This window comes from Flexivirga sp. B27, assembly GCF_052905685.1.
Genome location: NZ_JBPYUM010000003.1, coordinates 230,161 through 253,694 on the forward strand (window position 1 = coordinate 230,161; position 23,534 = coordinate 253,694).

The window sequence follows — 23,534 nt, forward strand, 5'->3', positions numbered from 1 at the left end:
CGGGGAGTCGGGTCAGCGGCCGGGCCCGGCTCAGCTGGCGGGTTTGAGGACGTAACCGGCGCCGCGCATGGTGTGGATCATCGGATCGCGGCCGGCGTCGATCTTCTTACGCAGGTAGGAGATGTAGAGCTCAACGACGTTGGCCTGGCCACCGAAGTCGTAGTGCCACACGCGGTCCAGGATCTGTGCCTTGGACAGCACCCGCTTGGGGTTGCGCATGAGGTAGCGCAGCAGCTCGAATTCCGTTGCGGTCAAGGAGATCTCGGTGTCGCCGCGGAAGACCTCGTGGCTGTCCTCGTCCAGTCGCAGGTCGCCGACGACGAGCATGGACGAGGCGTCCTCGGTCATCGCGACCGAGCGACGGAGCAACGCCCGCACACGAGCAACGACCTCCTCCAGGGAGAAGGGCTTGGTGACGTAGTCGTCGCCGCCGGCGGTCAGTCCGGCGACACGGTCCTCGACCGCGTCGCGTGCGGTGAGGAAGAGCACCGGCACCGTCGGGTCCTCGTCGCGCAGCCTGCGCAGCACCTCCATGCCGTCGAAGTCCGGCAGCATGATGTCGAGCACGACGGCGTCCGGTCGGAACTCCTTGGCGGTGCGCACCGCGCTCGTGCCGGTGCCCGCACTCTTGATCTCCCAACCCTCATAGCGCAGTGCCATCGAGAGAAGCTCGGTCAGGTTGCTCTCGTCGTCGACGACGAGGACACGCACGGGGGATCCGTCAGGGCGTCTCAGGCCGGATTTGTCGCTCATGATGCCGCCCTCCTGCGTCGGGCAGCATCACCCGCCGACATTGGGCGCTCGCTTCGCTCGCTCATGATCCTCACCCTTTCGTCGCACGCTGTGTGCGGACGTGGTCGAGTCTATGGCTCACCTGTGTGAAGTCTGTATGACGACAGCTCGCCCTCCGTAGGCTGGACCGGACCGTGATTGTGGAGGTGGTGGCTGTGTCCGCAGCGTCCGGACCGAGCCGGCGAGCACTCATGGGGGTGCTCGGAGCCGCATCGGTTGCCACCATCGCCAGCGCCTGCACATCCGACAGTCCTGCGAGCACAACGGATTCGAGCAGCACCGGCACCGGACGGGCTGACGGCGTCACCGACGTCGTGACCGACCTGAAGGCGCCCTGGTCGGCGGTGTGGGTCGACGGTGCGCCGCTGATCAGCCAGCGCGACGACGCGCGGATCCGGCAACTCGTCGACGGCAAGCTGCGTGACGTCGTCACCGTGCCCGGGGTGAAGCACGGTGGCGAGGGCGGGTTGCTCGGCATGGCCGTCCGGTCGGGATCGCTGGTCGTCTATTACACCGGTGAGGACGACACCAACCGCGTCGTGCGCTACGGCTGCGACATGCGTGGCGATGCCGTGCGACTCACCGGGCGGAAGCAGATCCTTGGCGGCATACCGGCCGGTGCTGTGCACAACGGCGGGCGTGTGGAGTTCGGCCCGGACGGCAAGCTCTATGTCTCGACGGGTGACAGCACGCAGCGCGAACTCGCCCAGGACAGAACGAGTTTGGCGGGCAAGATCCTCCGCGTCGATCCGGACGGACGGGTGCCGGCGGACAATCCCTTCCCGAAGAGTCCGGTTTGGTCGATGGGGCACCGCAACGTGCAGGGGATGGCCTGGGCGTCCGACGGCACGATGTTCGCGGTGGAGTTCGGTGAGAACACCTGGGACGAACTCAACGTCATCGTTCGCGGCGGCAACTACGGGTGGCCGGTGCACGAAGGGCGGTCGGACGACACTCAATCGGCCAACTATCGCAATCCGGTGCAGCAATGGCCGACGTCCGACGCCAGCCCGAGCGGTATGGCGATCCTGCGCGACACCATCTACATCGCGGCACTCGGCGGCGAGCGACTGATTGTGGTGCCGGTGAAGAAGCCGTCGACGTCGAAGGAGTTCTTCGTCGACACCTACGGCCGGCTGCGGGATGTCGTCGTCGCGCCGGACAAGTCGTTGTGGGTGCTGACGAACAACACCGACACCCGCGGCTCGCCGCGCCCCGGTGACGACCGCATCCTGCGCGTCGACCCGAAAAAGCTGACCTGAGGGAGACCGAGACGGGACATGCCGTCAAACCCACTACTGTCGCGAGTTATTCGCCGAAATCGTCGGGAAGTGGCGAATAACTCGCGACAGTAGCGAGCGGCTCGGCGGTCCGAGCGGCTCTGCGGTGTCCCCCGGCACTCGACCAGCTTGTGCTACGTGGTGGCGGTCACCCGGCGCAGGCCCTGGCGCATCTCAGGGGCACGCAGGCGGGCCGCGTCGCTCTCGGTGTCGGTGTCCAGCTCCTGCGAGGCCCGCTCGGCTGAGACGCGCTCGGTGTAGGTCTCGATCTCCCTTTGCTTGGTCGCGTCGTCCCAGCCGAGCACCGGCGCCATGATGTCCGCGGCCTCCTGCGCCGCGTCGACACCGCGGTGCTTGGTCTCGATCGACATCCGGGTGCGGCGCGCGAGCACGTCCGCGAGGTGCAGCGCTCCCTCGTGCGTCACCGCGTATTTCAACTCCACCCGCAGGTAGGTCTCCGCGGACTCGACCGGCTCCAGCAGCGTCGAGTCCTCCGCCGCGAGGGCGAGCAGCTCGTCCAGCTTCGATCCGTATCGGTTGAGCAGGTGCTCGATCCGCCACGGCGGCAAGCCGGTCTGCTCGGACAGCTCATGAGTGAGGTTGCGCATGGCGGCATACCCGTCGGCACCGACCAGCGGCACCCGGTCGGTGACCGACTCCTTGATCTCGCCGATGTCCTTGCCGGCAATGTCGATCGCGTCCTTGGCCATCACCCGGTAGGTCGTGTACTTGCCGCCCGCGATCGAGACCAGGCCGGGTTGCGGCCGCGCGACGGCGTGCTCACGTGACAACTGGCTGGTGTCCTCGCTCTCACCGGCGAGCAGCGGCCGGAGGCCGGCATACACACCGAGGATGTCGTCCTTGGTGATCGGTGTCGCGAGCACCGTATTGGCATGCTCCAGAAGGTATTCGATGTCCGACGCAGTCGCGGCGGGGTGTGCCAGGTCGAGGGTCCAGTCGGTGTCGGTCGTGCCGATCAGCCACTGCTGTCCCCACGGTATGACGAACAGCACCGACTTCTCGGTGCGCAGGATCAGCCCGACCTCACCGGCGATCCGGTCCCGCGGCACCAGGATGTGCACGCCCTTCGACGCGCGCACCCGGAAGCGCCCCCGGCCGCCGCTCATCCGCTGGACGTCGTCGGTCCAGACGCCGGTGGCGTTGACGACGACCTTGGCGCGGACGGTGATCCGCTCGTCGGTCTCGACGTCGCGGACCACGGCCCCGACGACCCGGTCCGCCTCCTTGACGATCTCGACGACCTCGGTCGACGTGCGAAGGACCGCGCCGTAGTGAGCGGCGGTGCGCGCGACCGTCATCGTGTGCCGGGCGTCGTCGGCCTGCGCGTCGTAGTAACGCACCGCGCCGACCAGTGCGTCTGATTTCAGGCTCGGGAAGAGCTTGAGCGCACCACCACGGGTGAGGTGCTTCTGGCGCGGCACCGAGCGAGCGCCGCCCATCTGGTCGTACATCGCCAAACCCGTTGCGACATAAGGGCGTTCCCATCCGCGGTGTGACAATGGATAGAGGAACGACACCGGGTGCACCAGGTGTGGGGCGATCGTCGTCAGCATGAGCTCGCGCTCCCGCAGCGCTTCTGCGACGAGGCCGAAGTTCATCTGCTCGAGATAGCGCAGCCCGCCGTGGAAGAGTTTGCTGCTGCGTGACGACGTGCCGCTGGCGAAGTCACGCGACTCGACCAGCGCGGTGCGCAGCCCGCGGGTTGCCGCATCCAGGGCAGCACCGGCGCCCGTGACCCCACCGCCGATGACGAGCACGTCGAACTCGCGCTCTTGCAAGTCTTTCCAGGCTTGTTCGCGTTCCTCCGGTCCGAGCCGGGCGCTGTTGGGCTGCATCACCATGAAAATTCCTCCTGGCTTCCGGGCGTCTGACCGCCGGTGTTGTCCACCTTAGGTATGTGCTGGTCTGGCTTGTCGGGGGTGTGGTGGTTGAGCCTGTCGAGGCCGGGTGGCCTCGACAGGCTCAACCTCCTGCTACTCGACGTCGACCCAGTCGAGCGTGCGCTGCACGGCCTTCTGCCAGCCGGCATACCCGGTGGAGCGCTGCTCGGCGTCCCACTCCGGCGACCAGCGCTGGTCCTCGTTCCAGTTCTGTCGCAACTCGTCGGTGTTGTTCCAGAAGCCGGTCGCCAGACCCGCCGCGTATGCCGCACCCAGCGCCGTGGTCTCCGCGACGACCGGTCGGGAGACCGGCACGCCGAGGATGTCGGCCTGCAACTGCATGCACAGGCTGTTGGCGGTGACGCCGCCGTCGACCTTGAGCACGTCGAGCTTGACGCCGGAGTCCTTCTCCATCGCGTCGGCGACGTCCTTGCTCTGGTAGCAAATGGATTCGAGCGTCGCCCGGGCGAGATGCGCGTTGGTGTTGAAGCGCGACATACCGACGATCGCGCCGCGTGCGTCCGAGCGCCAGTAGGGGGCGAAGAGCCCGGAGAACGCCGGAACGAAATACATCCCGCCGGTGTCCTTCACCTGCCGGGCGAGCTGCTCGGTCTCGGCGGCGCCGGAGATGATGCCGAGCTGGTCACGCAGCCACTGGACCGCGCTGCCGGTCACCGCGATGGAGCCCTCCAGCGCATAGACCGGCTTGTTGTCGCCGAACTTGTACGCCGGTGTGGTGAGCAGTCCGCTCTTGCTGCGGACGATCTCCTCACCGGTGTTCATCAGCAGGAAGTTGCCGGTGCCGTAGGTGTTCTTCGCCTCGCCGGGGGAGAAGCACACCTGGCCGACGGTGGCTGCCTGCTGGTCGCCGAGGTCGCCGCAGAGCGGGACCTCGCCGCCGATCGGGCCGCTGCGCAGCGTCATACCGTAGTAATTCGGGTCGGAGCTGGGCCGGATCTCCGGCAGCATCGAGCGTGGTATGTCGAAGAACGACAGCAACTCGTCGTCCCAGTCCAGCGTCTCCAGGTCCATCAACATGGTGCGGCTGGCGTTGGTCACGTCGGTGACGTGCACACCGCCGTCGGTGCCACCGGTGAGGTTCCACAGCACCCAGCAGTCGGTGTTGCCGAAGATGGCGTCACCGGCCTCGGCCGCCTGCCGGAGCCCGTCGACGTTCTCCAACATCCACTTGATCTTGCCGCCGGAGAAATAGGTCGCCGGCGGGATGCCGGCCTTCTGCCGAATGACGTCACCCTTGCCCTCGCGTTCGAGTGCAGAGGCGATCTTGTCGGTGCGGGTGTCCTGCCACACAATCGCGTTGTAGTAGGGGCGGCCGGTCTTCTTGTTCCAGACGACCGTCGTCTCTCGCTGGTTGGTGATGCCGATCGAATCCAGGTCGGATGCCTGCAGATTGGCGTTGGCCAGAGCCGCGCCCATGACGGTGCGGGTCCGGTCGATGATCTCCAGCGGGCTGTGCTCCACCCAGCCGGCCTCCGGCATGATCTGCTCGTGCTCGAGCTGCCGCTTGGCGATCTCGTTGCCGCCATGATCGAAGATCATGAAGCGGGTGCTCGTCGTGCCCTGGTCCAGGGCCCCTACGAAGTCGGGCATGGTGCCTCCTGAGAATTGTTGCTGATGTTCATTGTCGGGTGGGACGACTACTCGGCGTCGTCGATCGGTGGCACCTGCTCCGGCGCTTCCTCTGGTGCACCGAGCGCTTCGCGTGCTGCCAGCGCCTTCCCGATGAACAGGTCGTAGACCACGATGCCGATCACTCCACCGATCAGTGGGCCAACTATGGGCACCCACATGTAGCCGGTGAAGCCGCCCGGCCCGTGCAATGTGCCGGGTAGTGCCAACTCACCGAATCCGGCGAAGTAGGCCAGGACACGCGGGCCGAGGTCACGCGCGGGGTTGATCGCATAACCGGCGTTCGCTCCGAAGCTCATGCCGATCGCGGCGACGGAGAAGCCGATGATCAGCGGCCCGAGGTTTGCCTTGACGATGGTGTTCTTCGCGTCGACCACGGCGGCGATGCACAGCAGGAGCAGTGCTGTGCCGATGATCTGGTCGAGCAGCGGACCCCACATCGACCCGTTGAAGGCAGGTGACGGGAAGGTCGCGAAGATCGAGAACGTCGCGTTCGTGTGGCCGCTGACCAACTCGGCTCCGCCCTTGGCCGCCGCCTTGTCGTAGGCGTTGATGGAGTCGTGATAGTTCCACCAGACCAGCGCGGCTCCGACGAAGGCGCCGACGAGTTGAGCGCCCCAGTAGGGCGCGACCTTGCGCCAGGGGAACTTGCGACGTACGGCGAACGCGAGGGTGACGGCTGGGTTGAGGTGCGCGCCGGTGACGCCACCTGCGATGTAGACGCCGAAGCAGACCGCGAAGGCCCAGCCCCACGTGATCAGCAACCAGTCGCCGGAGGCGAGGAAGATGGTCGTGGCGTTCTCGGCTCGACCGGAGCCGGGGAGGGCGGCGACCGCCATGGCGACGACGCCGTCACCGAAGAGGATCAGGACGCAGGTGCCGAGGAACTCGGCTGCGCACTCACCCCACAGGCCGCCCATCTGTTTGAGTCCCCACCCGCGCTTCAGCGGTTCGGTCACGGCGCTCATCGCGTCACCTCGGCGGGTGGGTGGAAACCTGGTCGTCTCATGATGGGCCTGCCTTTCGATGATGTGAGGAGAGTCACAAATCGCTTGCGCAGCATCAACGTAGGTCGGGCCGGAGAGGCAGGGTTGCTCGTCGTTCGACATTGTCGAACCAGCTGTCCGGTCCTACGCTCGTGGGTATGCCGGGCAGCGTGCAATCGGTCGAGCGGGCGGCGGCGATCCTGCGCTTGCTTCGGGTCGGTCACGGGCGTGCCCTGGGGGACCTGTCCGACGCGCTGGGGCTTCACAAGAGCACCGTTCACGGCCTCCTGCGGACTCTCGTCGAGGTCGGATTCGTCGAGCAGGACACCGTCACGGGCGTATATCTGCTGACGCCCGAGACGTTCGAAGAACGCCCAAAACCCATGGATATCAACGAAATGCGCTCGCGAGCGACAAACTGGGTGGACGGCTTGGCAGCGCGCACCCGGCTGGCGACGCGGCTGGTGGTCCTACCCGACGCACCGGCGGCACGGATCGTCACCGGGCTGATCGCACACCACGTCTTCAGCGCGTCGAACGCGCCACAACGGGTCGAGATCGGCGACGTCGTCGACCTCGAGTCCGCGGCGGAGGGCAAGGTGCTGCTGGCACTCAGTCCGATCGGTGGACAGGTCCTCGACGGGCTGCAAAAACGCGGCGGGGCGGCGGGCGACGATAAATTCCGGGACGAGATCACCCGCGCCCGCCGCCACGGTTTCGCGATCTGCACCCGCTCCGACAGCTCCGGCGTGGCGGTGCCGGTGCGCAGCCACGGCGGAGTCGTTGTCGCGGCCCTCGGGGTGCGCGGCACGATCGAGCAGGTGCTCACCCCCGCACGCCGGGCGCGGCAGGACATTCTCCGCACGCTGGACGAGGCCGCTCGCGGCACCAGCCACGCACTGATGGCCAGGCGCTGGTAGTCACCCCACGAAGTTCTGCGCCAGTTTCGAGGAGGTACACAGATGAGCGCGAAGTATGTCGTGAGCATCGACCAGGGCACGACCTCGACGCGGGCCATGGTCTTCGACCAGCACGGGCGCCTCGCCGGCATGGGGCAGCGCGAGCACCGGCAGATCTTCCCGCAGCCCGGCTGGGTCGAGCACGACGCGGCGGAGATCTGGCACAACACCCGCCGCGTCATACCGGAGGCGCTCGCGGACCTGGGCATATCGGTCGCGGACGTGGCCGCTGTGGGTGTGGCCAACCAGCGCGAGACCTTCGTGCTGTGGGAGAGGGTCACCGGCCGCCCGGTGTGTCCGGCGATCGTCTGGCAGGACACCCGCACCCGTGCGTCCGCCGAGCAACTGCTGGCCGATCCCGGAGCGGGCTTCTTCCGCGAACGCGCCGGCATCCCGCCCGCCTCCTACTTCACCGCGGTGCGCCTGGCGTGGTTGATGAAGGACCGGCCGGACCTGCGGGAGCGTGCCCGACGTGGCGACCTGTTGGTGGGCACCATGGAGACCTGGCTGATCTGGAACCTGACCGGAGGGGTGGACGGCGGCATACACGTCACGGATGTGACCAACGCCAGCCGTACGTTGTTGATGAATCTCGAGAGACTCCAGTGGGATTCGGAGTTGCTCGACTTCTTCGACATTCCCGAGTCGATCCTGCCGCGCATCGTGCCGTCGTCGAGCGTCATAGGTATGGCGACCGGTGCGCTCGCCGGCGTCCCGGTCGCTGCAGCGGTCGGTGACCAGCAGGGCGCGCTCTTCGGTCAGACATGCTTCGAGGCCGGCGAGGCCAAGTGCACCTATGGCACCGGTGCCTTCCTGCTGATGAACACGGGCGACGAGATCGTCAGCTCGACACACGGGATGTTGCCGACCGTCGCGTATCAGCTCGGCGACGGCTCGAAGGCCTACGCGCTGGAAGGCTCGATCGCCGTGGCCGGCGGCCTCGTGCAGTGGGTCCGTGACGGGCTCGGGCTGATTGACACCGCGCCGGCGATCGAGACGCTTGCCCGGACCGTCGACGACAGCGGGGGCTGCGTCGTCGTGCCGGCGTTCACCGGGCTCTTCTCGCCCTACTGGTCCTCGAACGCGCGCGGTGTGATCGCGGGGCTCACCAGCTTCGTCACGGCCGGACACCTGGCACGGGCGGTGCTCGAGTCGTGTGCCTGGCAGACCAGTGATGTGGTGGAGGCAATGACCGCCGACAGCGGAGTTCCGTTGAAATCATTGCGTGTTGACGGCGGTATGACGGCCAACCACCTGATGATGCAGATGGTCGCAGACGTGCTCGACGTGTCGGTCGTGCGTCCGACGATGAGTGAGACCGTCAGCCTGGGTGCGGCATACCTCGCCGGCCTGGCGGTCGACTACTGGTCCGACATCCGCGTGCTCCGCCGCAACTGGCACCGTGCCGGTCAATGGGATCCGCAGATGTCACCTGAGATGCGCGAAATGCAGCGTGGCGCTTGGCGATCCGGCATCAAGCGTGCATTGCAGGACAACGCCTGACCGCTCGAGCGACAGGTCGGCCACCTCGCCGCCGAGTGACGGCGAGATCGCCGACTGACGGCGCCATACAACCGTCACTCGGCGAGGAAGCCGTCACTGGCGAAAATGGGTGTTACCAGGTGACGGTGAAGCTGCCCTTGTCGGTGATCGCACTGACCGTGTAGCCGGTGTGGGGGAAGCTCCAGCCGCCCCCGCTGCGGACCCAGCCCTGACCTGGCAGCGTCTGCTGCCAATAGGCCTCGATGTCGGTCGGCAGGTCGGTGATCCGGACGGTCAGGCTGTTGCCGCTCTCGGCCGTGCGCTCCCACTTGGTGCCGGACGGCATCGAGAGCTCCCGCAGCGAGCCGCCGGACGGGTCGCGCAGCGGGACGGCCCCGACATACTCCTGGTCGCCGAGCGGGCTGGCCTGCGGCAGACCGGCAGGCAACATCGGAGGCTGCCGCGCGGTGAGCGTCATCGACTCACTCGACGCGCGGCTCGGCGGACTGCTCGAAGCGGTCGGGCCGGTCGCGCCGGACATCGCACTGCTGCTCGGCGCGGTCGAGCCGGTGGCGCTGGACGGCGCCGTGGACGGCCCGGTGGCCGCACTCGACTGCGGCAGGGATGGCTGCGCGCCGCTCTGCTGGTTGGGGCGCATTGTCTTGCCGGTCGCGGTCTGCGGCGCAGACGTCGGTGACGTGGACGACGACGTGGCCGGGCTGTTGCCGGATGCGGTTGCCGGCGACGACGTCGTGCTGGCCGGCGGCAGCCCGTCGATGATCTCCGGGTGCCCACTGTCCTGTAGGCCGACGAAGGTGATGCCGACGATCGCAGCAGCGGCCGCGGCGGCACCGACGCCCGCGAACCAGCGGGTCGCCCGGTGACCGCGACGCTGCTCACTCAGTGCCGCAACCACCTCCTCCTCGCGCTCGCGGTCCAGGTCCGCGTCGGAGATCTGCAGGGCCTTCGCGCTGAACGCCTCCCGCAGGCGACGCTCGAGATCGGTCGTGTCGGTCTTGTCGTCATCGTGATCAGACGGATGCATCGTTGTCGCCTCCCTGCATGATCGTGCCCAGAGTCGCCATCGCACGACTCGCCTGTGACTTCACGGTCCCCTTGCTGATGCCGAGCGCCTCGGCGATCTCCGCCTCGGACATGTCCGACCAGTAGCGCAGCACGAGCACCTCACGCTGCCGTGGCGGCAGCTGGTCGACCGCCCGCAGCACCTCCTGATGCTCCTCGGAGAGCAGCACATCGGTGTCCGCCGGTGGTGCGATCTCCGGCTCGGCGACCTTCAGGTGCGCGCGCACGGTGCGCCGCCTGCGCAGCATCGAGCGGGACTGGTTGACCACGGCCCGACGCAAGTAACCGACAGCAGCGCGTGAGTCGCGCAGCGCCGCACGGTTGCGGTGCATCCCGAGGAAGGCGTCCTGCACCACGTCCTCGGCGCTGGCCATGTCGTCCACGAGCAGCCGCGCGAGCCGCACCATCTGCAGATGGTGCGTTCGATAGAGCTCGGCCAGGTCGACCGTGTCGTCGTCCGTCATCGCTTCATGGGCAGCGGTCGACCCGGAGTCATGGATCGGACCTCCCAAGCGATACGGCCTCTCGGCATACACGGCAGGTGCAGTGAGTGTCACGGCACGTCAACCCCTCGCCCAGACCCTAACCAGTCATCGCTCGATGAGGGAACGCCTCGTCGCGGTGAGCCGAGGCCCGGCTGCCGCTCGTCGACATACGCGTTGCGCCTCATGGTGGGAAGACGCATCACGGGCGCGAAGGTTGCCTCGCGGGCCGCGGCAGACGGCATTCGCCCGCGTGGGATCGGTCACATGCTCACGGCAGCAGGAGTATGGCGCCGGCGCGGTGCCGGGTGGAGCGCACCAACTCGGCGTTGCGCTCGTCGGTGCCCAGTGCCCGCTCCGCGGCCTCGGCCCGGCTGCGGCCGTATCGACGGTGCCGCTGGATCAGCCGGTCCTGGCGTAGCGGGTCGGGGGTGTCGACATACCAGACGGAGTCCAGCAGTCCGGGCAGTTCGCGCCACGGGGACTCGTCCAGCAACAGGTAGTTGCCCTCGGTGAGCACGACCTGCGTGTCCGGCGCGACGGCGATGGAGCCCGCGATCGGCTCCTCCAGCGACCGGTCGAACGCCGGCGCCCACACGGTCCGGTCGTGATCGCGCCGAATGCGCTGCAGCAGCGTGAGATAACCGTCGGCGTCGAAGGTGTGCGGCGCGCCCTTGACCGGCCCGAGACCGCGTTCGTCGAGCACGGCCTGGGCGAGGTGGAACCCGTCCATCGGCACCACAACGGTCCGCAGGCCGCGCTCGCGGCATCCGCGCTCCAACAGGTCGGCCGCGGTGGACTTGCCGGTGGCCGGCGGGCCGGTCAGGCCGACGACGACTCGGTCATGCGTGGCGGACAGGTCCACGAGGGTGCGCAGTGCTGCGTCGAGGTCGAGAGAGGGCTGGGTCACTCGCGAGACTCTGCGGCATACGGGCGCACTGCACAAGTTGACTGCACAAGCCGCAGCGAGTGTCCGGAGGCACCCTCGGACGCTGCTAATCTCGTGGGTGGCGTCCGTCGAGGGCGTCCAGGTGCGAGCAGGGGAAGCCGGTGCAAATCCGGCGCTGTCCCGCAGCCGTGAGTGACCAACGGGTCACGAGTCGGAATACCTGCGCCACCCGTCAACCGGATCGACTGTCGTGGACTGCAGTCGCGGGCGAGATCGTGTCGCACGCGTGGAAGTCCTGACACGAAAGGACCCACACCCGTCATGCCCAGCCGCTCGGTGCGCACCGCCGCCGCTCTCGCGCTCGCCACATCGGCGACCACCTTCGCGTATGTCGGATCGGCCGCGCCCGCACACGCGGAGGCCTACAACGGCTACTGCAAGACCAGCTCCGGGGTCACCGTCGTGGTCGACTTCCGCGGGCTCGGCGGTGGCGTGGCGATCCGGTGCTCGCCGGTCGGGAGCGGAGCGAGCGGCCTGGATGCGCTGCAGGCGGCCGGGATCCCGGTGGAAGGCACCAGGGACGTCGGCCTGTCGGTGGCGTGCCGGATCTACGGCAAGCCGACTGCGACGCAGGAGCTGCCGGGCGGTTACCACGAGTCGTGCGCGCGGATGCCTCCGACCAAGGCCTTCTGGAGCTATTGGCAGGCCCCCAACGGCGGGTCGTGGAGCTTCAGCCAGAAGGGCCTGTCGACCAGCCAGGTCATCCCGGGCGGGTTCGAGGGCTGGTCGTTCAGCGAGGGCTCCACGGTCGCGCCGGGCAAGGCACCGACGCGACCGTCCGAGCCGACGTCGCCGCCCGCGACCACCACCACGCAGCCGCCGCGTCATACGACCACGACCGCGCCGAAGCACGACCCGGCACCGGGCACCAGCACCAGCACCGCCGGAGACGCGGGCGGTGGCTCCGAGGCGAAGTCGACCGCGTCCGGCAAGGCTGCCGAGAGCAAGGCGGCCAAGTCCGCGGCAGCGAAGGGCAAGGCCGGCAAGAGCAAGGCCGCCGCCTCGAAGGCCGCGGCCAAGTCGAAGGCTGCGAAGAGCAAGAAGGCGAAGGCCTCGCACTCCTCGAGCAGCTCATCGAGCAAGTCGGCCAGCTCGTCCGCCGGCGCCGCCACGGGCGCCTCATCGGGCGCAGGCACCAACGCAGCCGGCGGCCCGGTCGCCAACAGCGACGACCTGATCAAGGACTCCAAGAAGGACTCCTCGGGCATCAACGCGACGACCGTGGTCGGCGGCGGAGTCCTCGGCGCGCTGGCCATCGGCGGTGGCGTGGTCGCGATCATCCGCAAGCGCAACCTGGGGTGAGCCGGCTACCCACTTCTGTGCACCCCGTCGCCTGGTGGCTCTGGGCGATCGGGCTGGCTGTTGCGGCGTCCTTCACCACCAACCCGCTGCTGCTGTTGCTGCTGGTCGGTGTCGCATGTTTCGTCGTGGTGCTCCGGCGCGGCAACGCACCGTGGGCGCGGTCGCTGCGCGTCTATCTGCTGCTCGGGGCGTTCGTGGTGCTGATCCGCGTGGCGTTCCGGTGTTTCCTCGGCGCGGCCGGTGGCGGACCGGTGGTGCTCGACCTGCCGGAGATCCCGTTGCCGGACTGGGCGGCCGGGATCACCTTGCTGGGGCCGGTGCACCTGTCCGACATCCTCGACGGCCTGTATGACGGACTGCGTCTCGCGACCATGATCATCTGCATCGGTGCGGCCAACTCGCTGGCCAACCCGAAGCGGCTGCTGAAGGTCGTGCCGATCGCGCTCTACGACATCGGCACGGTGGTCGTCGTCGCGGTGTCGGTCTTCCCGCAGATCGCCGACAGCCTGCGCCGGGTGCGGCGGGCACAACGGCTGCGGTCGGACAGCGACGGCGGCAAGTGGCATCTGGTCCGTCGGATCATGATCCCGGTGCTCGCCGACGCACTGGACCGGTCGCTGCACCTCGCGGCGGCGATGGACTCGCGCGGATACGGGCGTCGCGGGGCGACGCCGGAGCGCAGCCGGCGGGTGCTCGGTGTGCTGACCGTCGTCGGGCTGATCGCCCTGTGCATCGGGATCTTCGGTGTGCTGGACGAGCACTCGCCGGCGATCTTCCGCTGGCCGGCCTTCGTGGTCGGTGTCGCGCTGGCCGCTGCAGGACTGGCGTTCTCCTCCCGGGAGCGCACCGTCACGCGGTATCGACCTGATCCTTTCGACCTGATAGCTGCGGCCGTCGCGGTGAGTGGTCTGCTGTCGGGTGCGTTGATGATCGCAGCGACGAAATACGCTCCGGCACACCTGAACCCGTCGACGACACCCGCGGTCTGGCCCGTGGTGGACCTGTTGCCACTGGTCGCCGCGGTGGTCGGGCTGGTCGCTGCGGTGGTGTCGCCGCCCAGCGTCATACCGGATGGGTCGGGTGGGCCGGATGGGATCGAGTCGAAGCAGACCGAGGAGGTGGCGGCATGATCGAGCTGCGCAAGGTGTCCGTGCAGTATGACGAGGCGACTGCCCCCGAGCTGGCAGACGTCGACCTGCACATCGACGAGGGGGAGCTGGCGCTGGTCGTCGGCCGCACCGGCGTCGGCAAGTCCACGCTGCTCGGGACGATCAACGGGCTCGTGCCGCACTTCACCGGCGGCAGGTTGTCCGGGCACGTCACCGTCGCGGGCCTGGACACCAGGGATCACCCGCCGCGGGAGATGGCCGACGTGGTCGGCCGGGTTGGTCAGGACCCTGTCGCCGGCTTCGTCGCAGACACCGTCGAGGACGAAATCGCCTATGGAATGGAGCAATTGGGCGTGTCTCCGGCGATCATGCGGAAGCGCGTGGAGGAGACCCTGGATCTGCTCGGCATCGCGGAGCTGCGCCGTCGCGCGCTGATGACGCTGTCGGGCGGGCAGCAGCAGCGCGTCGCGATCGCCGCCGCACTGGTCACTGCGCCCAAAGTGTTGGTGCTCGACGAGCCGACCTCCGCGCTGGACCCCGGCTCGGCCGAGGAGGTGCTCGCGGCCATCACGCGTCTCGTGCACGACCTCGGCACGACAGTCGTCATGGCTGAGCACCGGCTGGAAAGAGCTGTGCAGTATGCCGATTCGGTGGTCGCTCTGACCGCCGGCGGGCTCGTGCGCAACGGTGATCCCGCGACGATGATGATCGACGCGCCGGTGGCCCCGCCGGTGGTGGAGCTGGGCCGGCTGTGCTCCTGGTCGCCGCTGCCGTTGTCGGTCCGAGACGCGCGCCGTGCGGCGCGTCCGTTGCGCGGCCGGCTGCCCGATCCCACGCCGCGCACCCGACCGGCGGGCGAGGTCGCGCTGCAGGCGAAGGGCGTCACCGTCCGGTATGCCGAGCGGATCGCCGTCCGGGAGGTCGACCTGGAGCTGCACGCCGGCACCGTCACCGCCCTGATGGGACGCAACGGATCCGGCAAGTCGTCGCTGATGTGGGCGCTGCAGGGCAGTGGCCGGCGCAGTGCCGGCTCGGTGCTGATCGACGGGGTCGAAACGGCGTCGAAGAGCGGCAAGCGGCGCGCCGACGACGGTCCGGCGCCGGTCGCGCTCGTCCCGCAGACTCCTGGCGACCTGCTCTATCTGGAGACCGTGGGTGAGGAGTGCGCGACCGCCGGCCCGGGTGCCCGGCAGCTCCTCGACGAGCTCGCGCCGGGCATCGCCGACGACCACAATCCGCGCGATCTGTCCGAGGGGCAACGACTTTCGCTGGTGCTCGCTATACAGCTGGCGGGGCGGCCGCGAGTGCTGTTGCTGGACGAGCCGACCCGCGGGCTGGACTACACGGCCAAGATGCTGCTGGCCGACCAATTGGACTCGCTGGCCCGCGACGGGCGAGCGGTGCTGGTGACCACACACGACGTGGAGTTCGTCGCGCGCCTGGCCGACCGGGTGGTCGTGCTGGCCGAGGGGGAGATCATCGCGGACGGACCGACCGCTGACGTCGTCGCCGCGTCGCCGATCTTCGCGCCCCAGGTCGCGAAAGTCCTGGCGCCGCAGGAGTTCCTGACGGTGGACGACGTGGCTGCTGTGCTGCCAGAGGGCACGTCGTGAAACAGGTCACCGATCCGGCAACGCCCCGAGGCGACGGTGACGGTCAGGGAGACTTCGTCGCGGCGCTGAGTCGGCGCGCGGTCCCGATCCGGTCCCGGTCCGCCCTGGTGCTGGTCCTGATCAGCATCGCCGGCCTGGCGATGTTCTGCTGGCCGCTGTTGACCCAGCACAGCGGGACCGACGCTGCTCACGTGACCGACGCCCCGATCATCTTTGCGATCACGCTGCCGCTGCTGGTCTTCGTCGTGCTCGCCGAATTCGCAGACGGGGGAATGGATTCCAAGGCCCTGGCGCTGTTGGGCGTGCTGTCGGCGGTCGATGCCGCGCTGCGACCGACCGGTGGCGGCACCGGTGGCGTCGAGACAGTCTTCTTCCTGCTCATCCTGGCCGGACGCGTCTTCGGACCGGGCTTCGGTTTCGTGCTCGGGTGCACCTCGCTCTTCGCGTCCGCACTGATCACTGCCGGCGTCGGGCCCTGGCTGCCCTTCCAGATGCTCTGCTCGGCGTGGATCGGGATGGGCGCCGGGCTGCTGCCGCGGCGCGTGCGCGGCACCCGTGAGGTGGTGATGCTGATCGGCTACGGCATCGTCGCGGCATACCTCTTCGGGTTGCTGATGAACCTCTACAGCTGGCCGTTCCTCGCCGGGACGGACATCTCCGGACACGCGAATCTCGCGTATGTTCCGGGCGATTCGCTGCTGGAGAACTTGCACCGCTTCGGCATCTACACCCTCGTCACGTCGACGGGCGGCTGGGACACCGGCCGCGCGATCACCAACGCCCTGGCCATCGCCCTGCTGGGCCGACCGGTGCTCGTCGTGCTGCGCCGCGCCGCACGGCGCGCGTCATACGACCCGCACTGAGAGTGGCCCCCCGCGGAGAACTTCGCGGGGTGCGGATTCGGGGTCCCCGCGAAGTATCGGGGGAGCGAAGCGGAGGAGAACTTCGTGGGGTGAACTTACATCTCCTCGTGGGTGTTGGGGTCGCCGCCGAAGAGTCGTCCGTCCGGGCGGCCGAGGCCGGTGATGGCGTTCATCTCCGCCTCGGACAGCTCGAAACCGAAGATGTCGATGTTGGACCGCTGCCGCCCCGGCGTGGCCGATTTCGGCAACGGCAGGCTGCCGAGCTGGTGATGCCACCGCAGGATGACCTGGGCCGGTGTCACGTCGTGGGCGCGCGCCGCGTCGGCGACCGGCGGCTCGTCGAAGGGCGCCTGCCGCTTGCCCATGGGGCTCCACGCCTCGGTCTGAATGCCCAGCTCCGCGTTGACCTTGCGCATCTCGTCCTGCGGGAAGTAGGGGTGCAGCTCGATCTGATTGACCGCCGGAGTCACGCCGGTCGCGTCGATGATGCGATCCAGTTGTGCAGCAGTGAAGTTGGAGACACCGATGGTTGTCACCAGGCCCTCCTGCTGCGCGGTGACCAGCGCCTTCCACGCTTCGACGTACTTGTCGACGCTGGGGTTCGGCCAGTGGATGAGATGGACGTCGATGCGGTCGAGCTGCAGTGTCTCCAGCGAGGTCCGGATCGACTCCAGCGCTTCGTCATACCCGTGGTGGCGCCCGGGGATCTTGGTCTGGATCTGCACCTCGTCGCGCGGGATGCCCGACCGGCGCAACGCATCACCGACCTCGGCTTCGTTCTCGTAATTGACTGCGCTGTCGAGCAATCGGTATCCCGCGGTGAGCGCGCTCTCGATCGCCGCGGTGCCGTCGTCGTCCCTGAGCGGGTAAGTGCCGAAACCGATTGCGGGCAGGGTCGTGCCGTCATTCAGGGTGTATGTCGGAAGGCTGCTCATCGAGCCAACGTTACGCGGGGCCGCCCGTCGCGCCATCGCCAGCGGTGTTGTCGCCTGTGTTGTCGCTGAAGTCGCCGGTGCCGCTCGCCAGGTCGAGGAAGGCGGCACGCGCCACGTCGGAGGGGAAAGCACCCGACGTGCCCTCCGGCGTGGTGTTGGTGAGCGCCACCACGACCGTGCGGGTGGCCGGGTCGATGGCCCAGGAGTGCCCGTAGGCACCGCCCCAGTGCACTGCGTCCAGCGGCAGGCCGTAGAGCGGGCTGGTGTCCGGAGAGGTCACCGCCCAGCCACGCGCGAAGGAGTCGCGCACCGCCGGAGTCAGCTGCCGCCCGATCCGCGCGGCATACATCTCGGTGACCGTGGAGGAGTGCAGGATCGGGGCGCCACCGAGTGCGACGGTGTTGAGGAAGCGCAGGACGTCGGGTGCGCTGGCGGCCGCGCCCGCTCCGCCGGACGGCCACTGCGAGCGGTCGAAGATCCGCTCGGGGGAGTAGCGAACAACGTTGACGTCGTTGGAAATCGGCTCATCGGTGATGGGGCTGAGTCCGTCGCTGTATGCCGTGGCCACCTGTGCCCGCTCACCGACCGCGAAGTCGAAACTGTGCAGTTGCAGTGGACCGCTGACGATCTCGTGCACGGCTCGCGGCAACGTGCTGCCGGTCGCGGCCTCGATGACGCCGCCGAGCACGTCATACGCCACGGAATAACGGAATTCGGTGCCGGGGACGCTGCGCAACTGGGCTTGACCGATGCGGGCGAGGTTGTCCTGCAGCGTCAACGAGGTCCGGTCCAGGCCATCGGAGACGCGCAGCGTGTCGTAGTCGCTGCCGGGCGGCTCGTGCATCCGATAGCTGAGTCCCGCGGTGTGGGTGAGCAGGTGGTCGACGGTGATGTCGGGGGTCGAACCGTCGGCGAGTGCGGGCCGGAAGTCGGGCAGCCATCGCGTGATCGGACTGGTGAGGTCGAGCGTTCCCTGCTCCACCAGGTGCATCGTCACGACGGCGATGACCGGTTTGGTGACCGATGCGAGGCGGAAGACGGTGGTCGGCGTCATCGGGGTCTGCGACTCGAGGTCGGCCATCCCGGCCGCCTGCTCATGAACGAGCCGGCCGTCCCTGGCGATGAGCACCACCGCACCGGCGATGCGCCGGTCGGCGACGGCGCGATCGATCGCTCGGGCAACTCCGGGAAGCGACATACGGTCAGCGTATGCCGCCGACCCTCCGCCAGTGACGGCTTCCTCGCCGAGCGACGGCGCCATTCGACCGTCACTCGACCGATCAGCCGTCACTCGGCGGGCGGCAGGCGTGCCGTGGTCCGGAAACACCGTCCGGATCTTCTGTGCTCTGCACGACTTCCGGTCTACCCTGCCAGGAGCCCACCAGAGATGCTGGACCGTCACGACACGCGTGCAGATGCGCCAAAGGAACGTTCGATGCTTGGACTGCCGGACTCGATCACGACCTGCCTCTTCGATCTCGACGGTGTGCTGACCGACACCGCCAGGGTGCACCGCACGGCGTGGAAGCAGATGTTCGATGCTTACCTGGAGTCCAAGGACGGCAAGGGTTTTCAACCCTTCACCGATGACGACTACAACAAGTATGTCGACGGCAAGCCACGCCAGGACGGGGTGCGTGACTTCCTCGCGTCGCGCGACATACACCTGCCGGACGGGTCACCGGACGACGGTGGCGACGCCGAAACGGTCTGGGGGCTGGGCAATCGCAAGAACGACAAGCTGCAGGACGAGATCGAGCGCAATGGCGTCGAGGTCTACGAAGGAAGCCGGCGTTATCTGCAGCTCGCCCAGGAGCAGGGCCTGCGTCGGATCGTGGTGTCCTCCAGTGCCAACACCGAGAAGGTCCTCGAGGTCACCGGGCTCGGTCAGTATGTCGAGGGACGTGTCGACGGCGTGACCCTTGCCGAGCAGCACATAAAGGGCAAACCGGCGCCGGACTCCTTCCTGGCCGGCGCGAAACTCGTTGGTGCCGCACCGGATCAAGCCGTTGTCTTCGAGGACGCCGTCTCCGGAGTCGCCGCCGGACGCGCCGGCGGCTTCGGCTACGTGGTGGGTGTCGACCGGGTCGGTCACGCCGACGCGCTGCAGCAGAACGGCGCCGACATCGTCGTGCGTGATCTGTCCGAACTCATCGACCAGAAAGGCTGACGCGATGACCGACAACGCCAAGAGCGAGTTCACCGTCGAGCCGTGGCGAGTCCGCGAGATCGGCGTCCACCCGGGCAATCTCGCCCAGTCCGAGTCAGTCTTCGCGCTGGCGAACGGGCACATCGGGGTCCGCGGCAACTACGACGAGTCGACACCCAACGCACTGCTCGGCACCTACCTCAACTCGTTCTACGAGGAGCGCCCGCTGCCGTATGCCGAAGCCGGTTACGGCTACCCCGAAGAGGGGCAGACGATCGTCAACGTCACTGACGGCAAGATCATTCGACTGCTCGTGGATGACCAGCCGCTCGACCTGCGCTACGGCGTGGTCCGCCATCAGGAGCGCTCCCTCGACCTGCGGGACGGCCTGTTGCACCGCGACCTGCTCTGGGAGACGCCGGCAGGAGCGCAGGTGCGCATCCGCTCGACTCGCTTGGTGTCCTTCACCCAACGCGCGATCCTCGCGCTGCGCTACACGGTCGAAGCCGTGAACCGGCCGGTGCGCATCGTCATGCAGTCGGAAATGGTCGCCAACGAGAACCTCGAGACGACGTCCAAGGATCCGCGGGTCGCGGCAGCGCTGAAGGACCCGCTGGACCCGGAGGAGCACTCGCACACCGACAACCGCTCCCTGCTGATCCACCGCACCCGGCGGAGCAAGCTGCGGATGGCGGTCGCCTGCGACCACGAGATCCACGCCGAGACCGACTTCCACAGCAACACCTACATCCAGCCCGACTGGACACGCACGACGGTCGGCACCGAGTTGCAGCCGGGCGAGACCGTCGGTCTGACGAAATTCGTTGCCTACGGCTGGAGTTCGCAGCGCACCTTGCCCGCGCTGCGGGACCAGGTGGACGCCGCCCTCTCGGCCGTGCTGCACACCGGATGGGACAGTCTGGTCGCCGAGCAGCGCAACTACCTCGACGAGTTCTGGGACGGAGCCGATGTCGAGGTCGACGGTGATCCGGTGATCCAGCAGGCCGTGCGTTTCGGGCTCTGGCACGTGCTGCAGTCCGGCGCCCGGTCGGAGGGCCGCGCCATACCCGCCAAGGGCCTGACCGGTCCGGGGTATGACGGGCACTGTTTCTGGGACAGCGAGATGTATGTGCTGCCGGTGCTGACTGCCACCGCGCCGCAGGCCGCGCGGGACGCACTGATGTGGCGCCTGTCGATCGCGAACCTTGCCGAAGAGCGCGCGCAGACTTTGAAGCTGAAGGGAATCACCTTCCCCTGGCGCACGATTCGCGGTCAGGAGTGTTCGGCCTACTGGCCGGCAGGCACCGCAGCCTTCCACATCAACTCGGCCGTCGCAGTGGCCGCGGCGCGCTATGTCTACTGGACGTTGGACGAGGAGTTCGACCGCGACGTCGCCCTGCCGCTGCTGGTGCGGACCGCTCGCTTGTGGGCCGACATCGGCTATCACGGCAGCGACGGCCGGTTCCACATCGACGGTGTCACGGGACCGGACGAATACAGCGCAATCGTGGACGACAACCTCTACACCAACCTGATGGCGGCGCGGAACATGCGCTACGCGGCCGAGGCCGTCGAGCGCTGGCCCAAGGCGGCGAAGGAGCTCAAGGTCACCGAGGCCGAGCGCGCGGACTGGTGGACAGCCGTCGAGACGATCGCGGTGCCCTATGACAGCGAACGCGACGTGCACATGCAGGACTCCGCCTTCACCGGGCACCGGGTCTGGAACTTCCAGGAGACGCACGACAACAAGAGCTACCCGCTGCTGTTGCACTACCCATATGTCGACATCTACCCGCGGCAGGTGATCAAGCAGGCCGACCTGGTGCTCGCAATGCATTGGTGCGGCGACGAATTCACCGCTGAGCAGAAGGCGCGTGCGTTCGCTTACTACGAGCCGTTGACCACCCGGGACTCGTCGTTGTCGGCGTGCACCCAGGCGGTCATCGCCGCGGAGGTCGGACACGTCGACCTGGCACACGACTACGCGACCGAAGCCGCGCTGATGGATCTGCACGACCTCGAGCACAACACCAAGGACGGTGTGCACGTCGCGTCACTGGCCGGTGCCTGGCTCGCGCTGGTGTGCGGTTTCGGCGGAATGCGCGATCATCACGGTCAGCTCAGCTTCGCCCCCGCGCTGCCGGAGGGCATCGAACGGCTGGCGTTCACGATCCGCTGGCAGAGTTGCAAGATCCGGGTCGAGATCACCCACGAGCGCACGGTCTACGAGTTGGTCGACGGTCCGGACGGGCACGCCAGCATCAAGCACTACGGCCGAAAGTTCACCTTGCGATCGGGCAAGCCGACCTCGCGGGCGACGAAGGCGGCGAAGCCACTCACGCCTCGACCGGAGCAACCGGCCGGTCGAGCGCCGATGAAGGCCGGTTCAGGCGGCTGAACGCGTCGCGTGGCTCAGTGGCAGACTTGCTGAGTAGGTCCGAAGTAGGTCCGAAGTCTGCTGTGGTCATGGTGCTCGAGGCTTCGGTCACGACAGCGACGGGAGCCGAGAACAATGACTGCACAGGATGATTCGATGTCCGATTCGGTGTCCGATCCGATGCCCGCAACCCGCATCGAGCACGACTCGATGGGTGAGGTCGAGGTGCCGGCCGACGCCAAGTGGCGCGCTCAGACGCAGCGAGCCGTGGAGAATTTCCCCATCTCCGGCAAGCACATCCAGCGGGAGCTGATCGGTGCGCTGGCGTCGATCAAGGGCTGCTCGGCGGTCGTGCGCGGTGAGAACGGCGCGCTCTCCGCCGAGAAGGCGCGCGCGATCCAGGAAGCTGCCGCCGACGTGGCACGGGGCGCCTGGGACGACGAGTTCCCCATCGACGTCTTCCAGACAGGCTCGGGCACGTCGTCCAACATGAACGCCAACGAGGTGATCGCCACGCTGGCGCAGGACTCGCTCGGTGCACCGGTCCACCCCAACGACGACGTCAACGATCCCTTCTCCTCCAACGACCAGTTCCCTGCCGCCATACACATCGCTGCTGCACGTTCGGTCGTGCAGCAGCTCCTGCCGTCGCTTGCGCATCTCGCAGAAGCCTTGGAGCGCAAGGCGACCGAGTTCTCGGACGTGGTCAAATCCGGGCGCACACACCTGATGGACGCGACGCCGGTGACGCTCGGTCAGGAGTTCGGCGGGTATGCCGCCCAGGTCCGCCAGGGCATCGTCCGGCTGGAGAGCGTGCTGCCCAGGGTGGGTGCGCTGCCGCTCGGCGGGACAGCCGTCGGCACCGGCATCAATGCACCGGAAGGTCTTGCCGCAGAAGTGATCTCGCGTCTCGCGAAGGATCTGGGTCTCCCGCTCACCGAGGCCGCGGATCACTTCGAGGCACAGGGTGCGCGCGACTCGCTGGTCGAGCTGTCCGGTGTGCTGCGGACGATCGTGGTCGGGCTGATGAAGATCGCCAACGACATCCGGTGGATGGGCTCCGGTCCGCGCACGGGCCTGACCGAGATCTTCCTGCCCGACCTACAACCCGGCAGCTCGATCATGCCCGGAAAGGTCAATCCCGTGCTGGCAGAGGCCGTTTGCCAGGTCGCGGCACAGGTCGTCGGCAACGACGCCGCGGTGGCGTGGGGCGGTGCGGCCGGCAACTTCGAGCTCAACGTGATGCTCCCGGTCATTGCCGACAACCTGCTGGAGTCGATCGAGCTCATCGCCAATGTCAGCGTGCTCTTCGCGGATCGGTGCATCGACGGCATCACCGCCAACGTCGAACGCTGCCGGGTCTTCGCCGAGTCGTCACCGTCGATCGTCACGCCCCTGAACCATTACGTCGGGTATGACGAGGCGTCCGCCATCGCCAAGCAGTCCCTCAAGGAGGGCAAGACCATCCGGGAAGTGGTCGTAGCTCGCGGGCACGTGGCGAACGGCTCGATCAGTGAGGCCGACCTCGACCGCGTGCTGGACGTGCTCGCGATGGCCCACCCGCACGACTGATCCATCCTCACCGAGCGGACACCATCGGGACCGAGCGGACACGAAATTTG

General features: G+C 67.9%; 19 protein-coding genes and 1 riboswitch. Of the genes, 10 read left to right on the forward strand and 9 right to left on the reverse strand.

Annotated elements, in window-relative coordinates; all coding sequences use genetic code 11:
* Positions 1–30: 30 nt before the first annotated feature.
* Positions 31–753 (reverse strand): response regulator transcription factor, encoded by a 723-nt coding sequence (locus ACSZL9_RS13395; protein ID WP_446666001.1) that lies wholly within the window; start codon positions 751–753, stop codon positions 31–33.
* 194 nt (positions 754–947) lie between these two features.
* Between ACSZL9_RS13395 and ACSZL9_RS13400 the strand changes: the two genes are divergently transcribed.
* Positions 948–2,054, forward strand: coding sequence for a PQQ-dependent sugar dehydrogenase (locus ACSZL9_RS13400; protein WP_446666002.1), 1,107 nt, complete (start codon positions 948–950; stop codon positions 2,052–2,054).
* 152 nt (positions 2,055–2,206) lie between these two features.
* Here the strand turns inward: ACSZL9_RS13400 and ACSZL9_RS13405 are convergent, their stop codons facing one another.
* The 3 genes from ACSZL9_RS13405 to ACSZL9_RS13415 form a co-directional block, all read right to left on the reverse strand.
* Complete coding sequence (locus ACSZL9_RS13405; RefSeq protein ID WP_446666003.1) at positions 2,207–3,934, reverse strand: glycerol-3-phosphate dehydrogenase/oxidase; 1,728 nt, start codon at positions 3,932–3,934, stop codon at positions 2,207–2,209.
* 132 nt (positions 3,935–4,066) lie between these two features.
* Positions 4,067–5,584, reverse strand: a complete 1,518-nt coding sequence (gene glpK / locus ACSZL9_RS13410; protein WP_446666004.1) for a glycerol kinase GlpK — start codon at positions 5,582–5,584, stop codon at positions 4,067–4,069.
* Between the two features lie 47 nt (positions 5,585–5,631).
* On the reverse strand, positions 5,632–6,591 hold the full coding sequence (locus tag ACSZL9_RS13415; RefSeq protein WP_446666005.1) for an MIP/aquaporin family protein: 960 nt from the start codon (positions 6,589–6,591) through the stop codon (positions 5,632–5,634).
* A 176-nt stretch (positions 6,592–6,767) separates the two neighbouring features.
* On the opposite strand from ACSZL9_RS13415, the gene ACSZL9_RS13420 reads away from it, so the two are divergent.
* Together ACSZL9_RS13420 and glpK (ACSZL9_RS13425) are read left to right on the forward strand one after the other, a co-directional pair.
* A complete protein-coding gene (locus ACSZL9_RS13420) occupies positions 6,768–7,529 on the forward strand; it encodes an IclR family transcriptional regulator (protein WP_446666006.1) in 762 nt (253 codons plus the stop codon).
* 42 nt (positions 7,530–7,571) lie between these two features.
* Complete coding sequence (gene glpK, locus ACSZL9_RS13425; protein ID WP_446666007.1) at positions 7,572–9,071, forward strand: glycerol kinase GlpK; 1,500 nt, start codon at positions 7,572–7,574, stop codon at positions 9,069–9,071.
* A gap of 112 nt (positions 9,072–9,183) precedes the next feature.
* Here the strand turns inward: glpK (ACSZL9_RS13425) and ACSZL9_RS13430 are convergent, their stop codons facing one another.
* The 3 genes from ACSZL9_RS13430 to ACSZL9_RS13440 form a co-directional block, all read right to left on the reverse strand.
* Positions 9,184–10,095, reverse strand: coding sequence for a hypothetical protein (locus tag ACSZL9_RS13430; RefSeq protein ID WP_446666008.1), 912 nt, complete (start codon positions 10,093–10,095; stop codon positions 9,184–9,186).
* Complete coding sequence (locus ACSZL9_RS13435; protein WP_446666009.1) at positions 10,082–10,597, reverse strand: RNA polymerase sigma factor; 516 nt, start codon at positions 10,595–10,597, stop codon at positions 10,082–10,084. Before ACSZL9_RS13435 ends, ACSZL9_RS13430 begins: the two co-directional genes overlap by 14 nt.
* Positions 10,598–10,886: 289 nt before the next feature.
* Entirely contained in the window at positions 10,887–11,525 is a 639-nt protein-coding gene (locus ACSZL9_RS13440; RefSeq protein WP_446666010.1) for a nucleoside/nucleotide kinase family protein, read from the reverse strand.
* A gap of 83 nt (positions 11,526–11,608) precedes the next feature.
* Positions 11,609–11,746, forward strand: a riboswitch (cobalamin riboswitch).
* Positions 11,747–11,825: 79 nt separating this feature from the next.
* Here ACSZL9_RS13440 and ACSZL9_RS13445 point away from each other — a divergent pair.
* From ACSZL9_RS13445 to ACSZL9_RS13460, 4 genes are read left to right on the forward strand one after another with little or no spacing between them, the layout of a single operon-like run.
* On the forward strand, positions 11,826–12,866 hold the full coding sequence (locus tag ACSZL9_RS13445; protein ID WP_446666011.1) for a hypothetical protein: 1,041 nt from the start codon (positions 11,826–11,828) through the stop codon (positions 12,864–12,866).
* Positions 12,863–13,996 (forward strand): energy-coupling factor transporter transmembrane component T, encoded by a 1,134-nt coding sequence (locus tag ACSZL9_RS13450; RefSeq protein WP_446666012.1) that lies wholly within the window; start codon positions 12,863–12,865, stop codon positions 13,994–13,996. Before ACSZL9_RS13445 ends, ACSZL9_RS13450 begins: the two co-directional genes overlap by 4 nt.
* Complete coding sequence (locus ACSZL9_RS13455) at positions 13,993–15,588, forward strand: ABC transporter ATP-binding protein (protein WP_446666013.1); 1,596 nt, start codon at positions 13,993–13,995, stop codon at positions 15,586–15,588. The genes ACSZL9_RS13450 and ACSZL9_RS13455 overlap by 4 nt, the downstream gene beginning before the upstream one ends.
* Positions 15,585–16,451, forward strand: a complete 867-nt coding sequence (locus tag ACSZL9_RS13460) for an ECF transporter S component (RefSeq protein ID WP_446666014.1) — start codon at positions 15,585–15,587, stop codon at positions 16,449–16,451. Before ACSZL9_RS13455 ends, ACSZL9_RS13460 begins: the two co-directional genes overlap by 4 nt.
* A 95-nt stretch (positions 16,452–16,546) precedes the next feature.
* Here the strand turns inward: ACSZL9_RS13460 and ACSZL9_RS13465 are convergent, their stop codons facing one another.
* Both ACSZL9_RS13465 and ACSZL9_RS13470 read right to left on the reverse strand, forming a co-directional pair.
* Complete coding sequence (locus tag ACSZL9_RS13465) at positions 16,547–17,386, reverse strand: aldo/keto reductase (RefSeq protein WP_446666015.1); 840 nt, start codon at positions 17,384–17,386, stop codon at positions 16,547–16,549.
* Between the two features lie 10 nt (positions 17,387–17,396).
* Positions 17,397–18,584, reverse strand: coding sequence for a serine hydrolase domain-containing protein (locus tag ACSZL9_RS13470; RefSeq protein ID WP_446666016.1), 1,188 nt, complete (start codon positions 18,582–18,584; stop codon positions 17,397–17,399).
* Positions 18,585–18,821: 237 nt separating this feature from the next.
* Here ACSZL9_RS13470 and ACSZL9_RS13475 point away from each other — a divergent pair, with 237 nt between their 5' ends.
* The 3 genes from ACSZL9_RS13475 (at position 18,822) to ACSZL9_RS13485 (ending at position 23,484) form a co-directional block, all read left to right on the forward strand.
* Positions 18,822–19,556, forward strand: a complete 735-nt coding sequence (locus ACSZL9_RS13475) for an HAD family hydrolase (protein WP_446666017.1) — start codon at positions 18,822–18,824, stop codon at positions 19,554–19,556.
* 4 nt (positions 19,557–19,560) lie between these two features.
* Positions 19,561–21,933 (forward strand): glycoside hydrolase family 65 protein, encoded by a 2,373-nt coding sequence (locus ACSZL9_RS13480; RefSeq protein WP_446666018.1) that lies wholly within the window; start codon positions 19,561–19,563, stop codon positions 21,931–21,933.
* 135 nt (positions 21,934–22,068) lie between these two features.
* Entirely contained in the window at positions 22,069–23,484 is a 1,416-nt protein-coding gene (locus ACSZL9_RS13485; RefSeq protein ID WP_446666019.1) for a class II fumarate hydratase, read from the forward strand.
* Positions 23,485–23,534 lie beyond the last annotated feature (50 nt).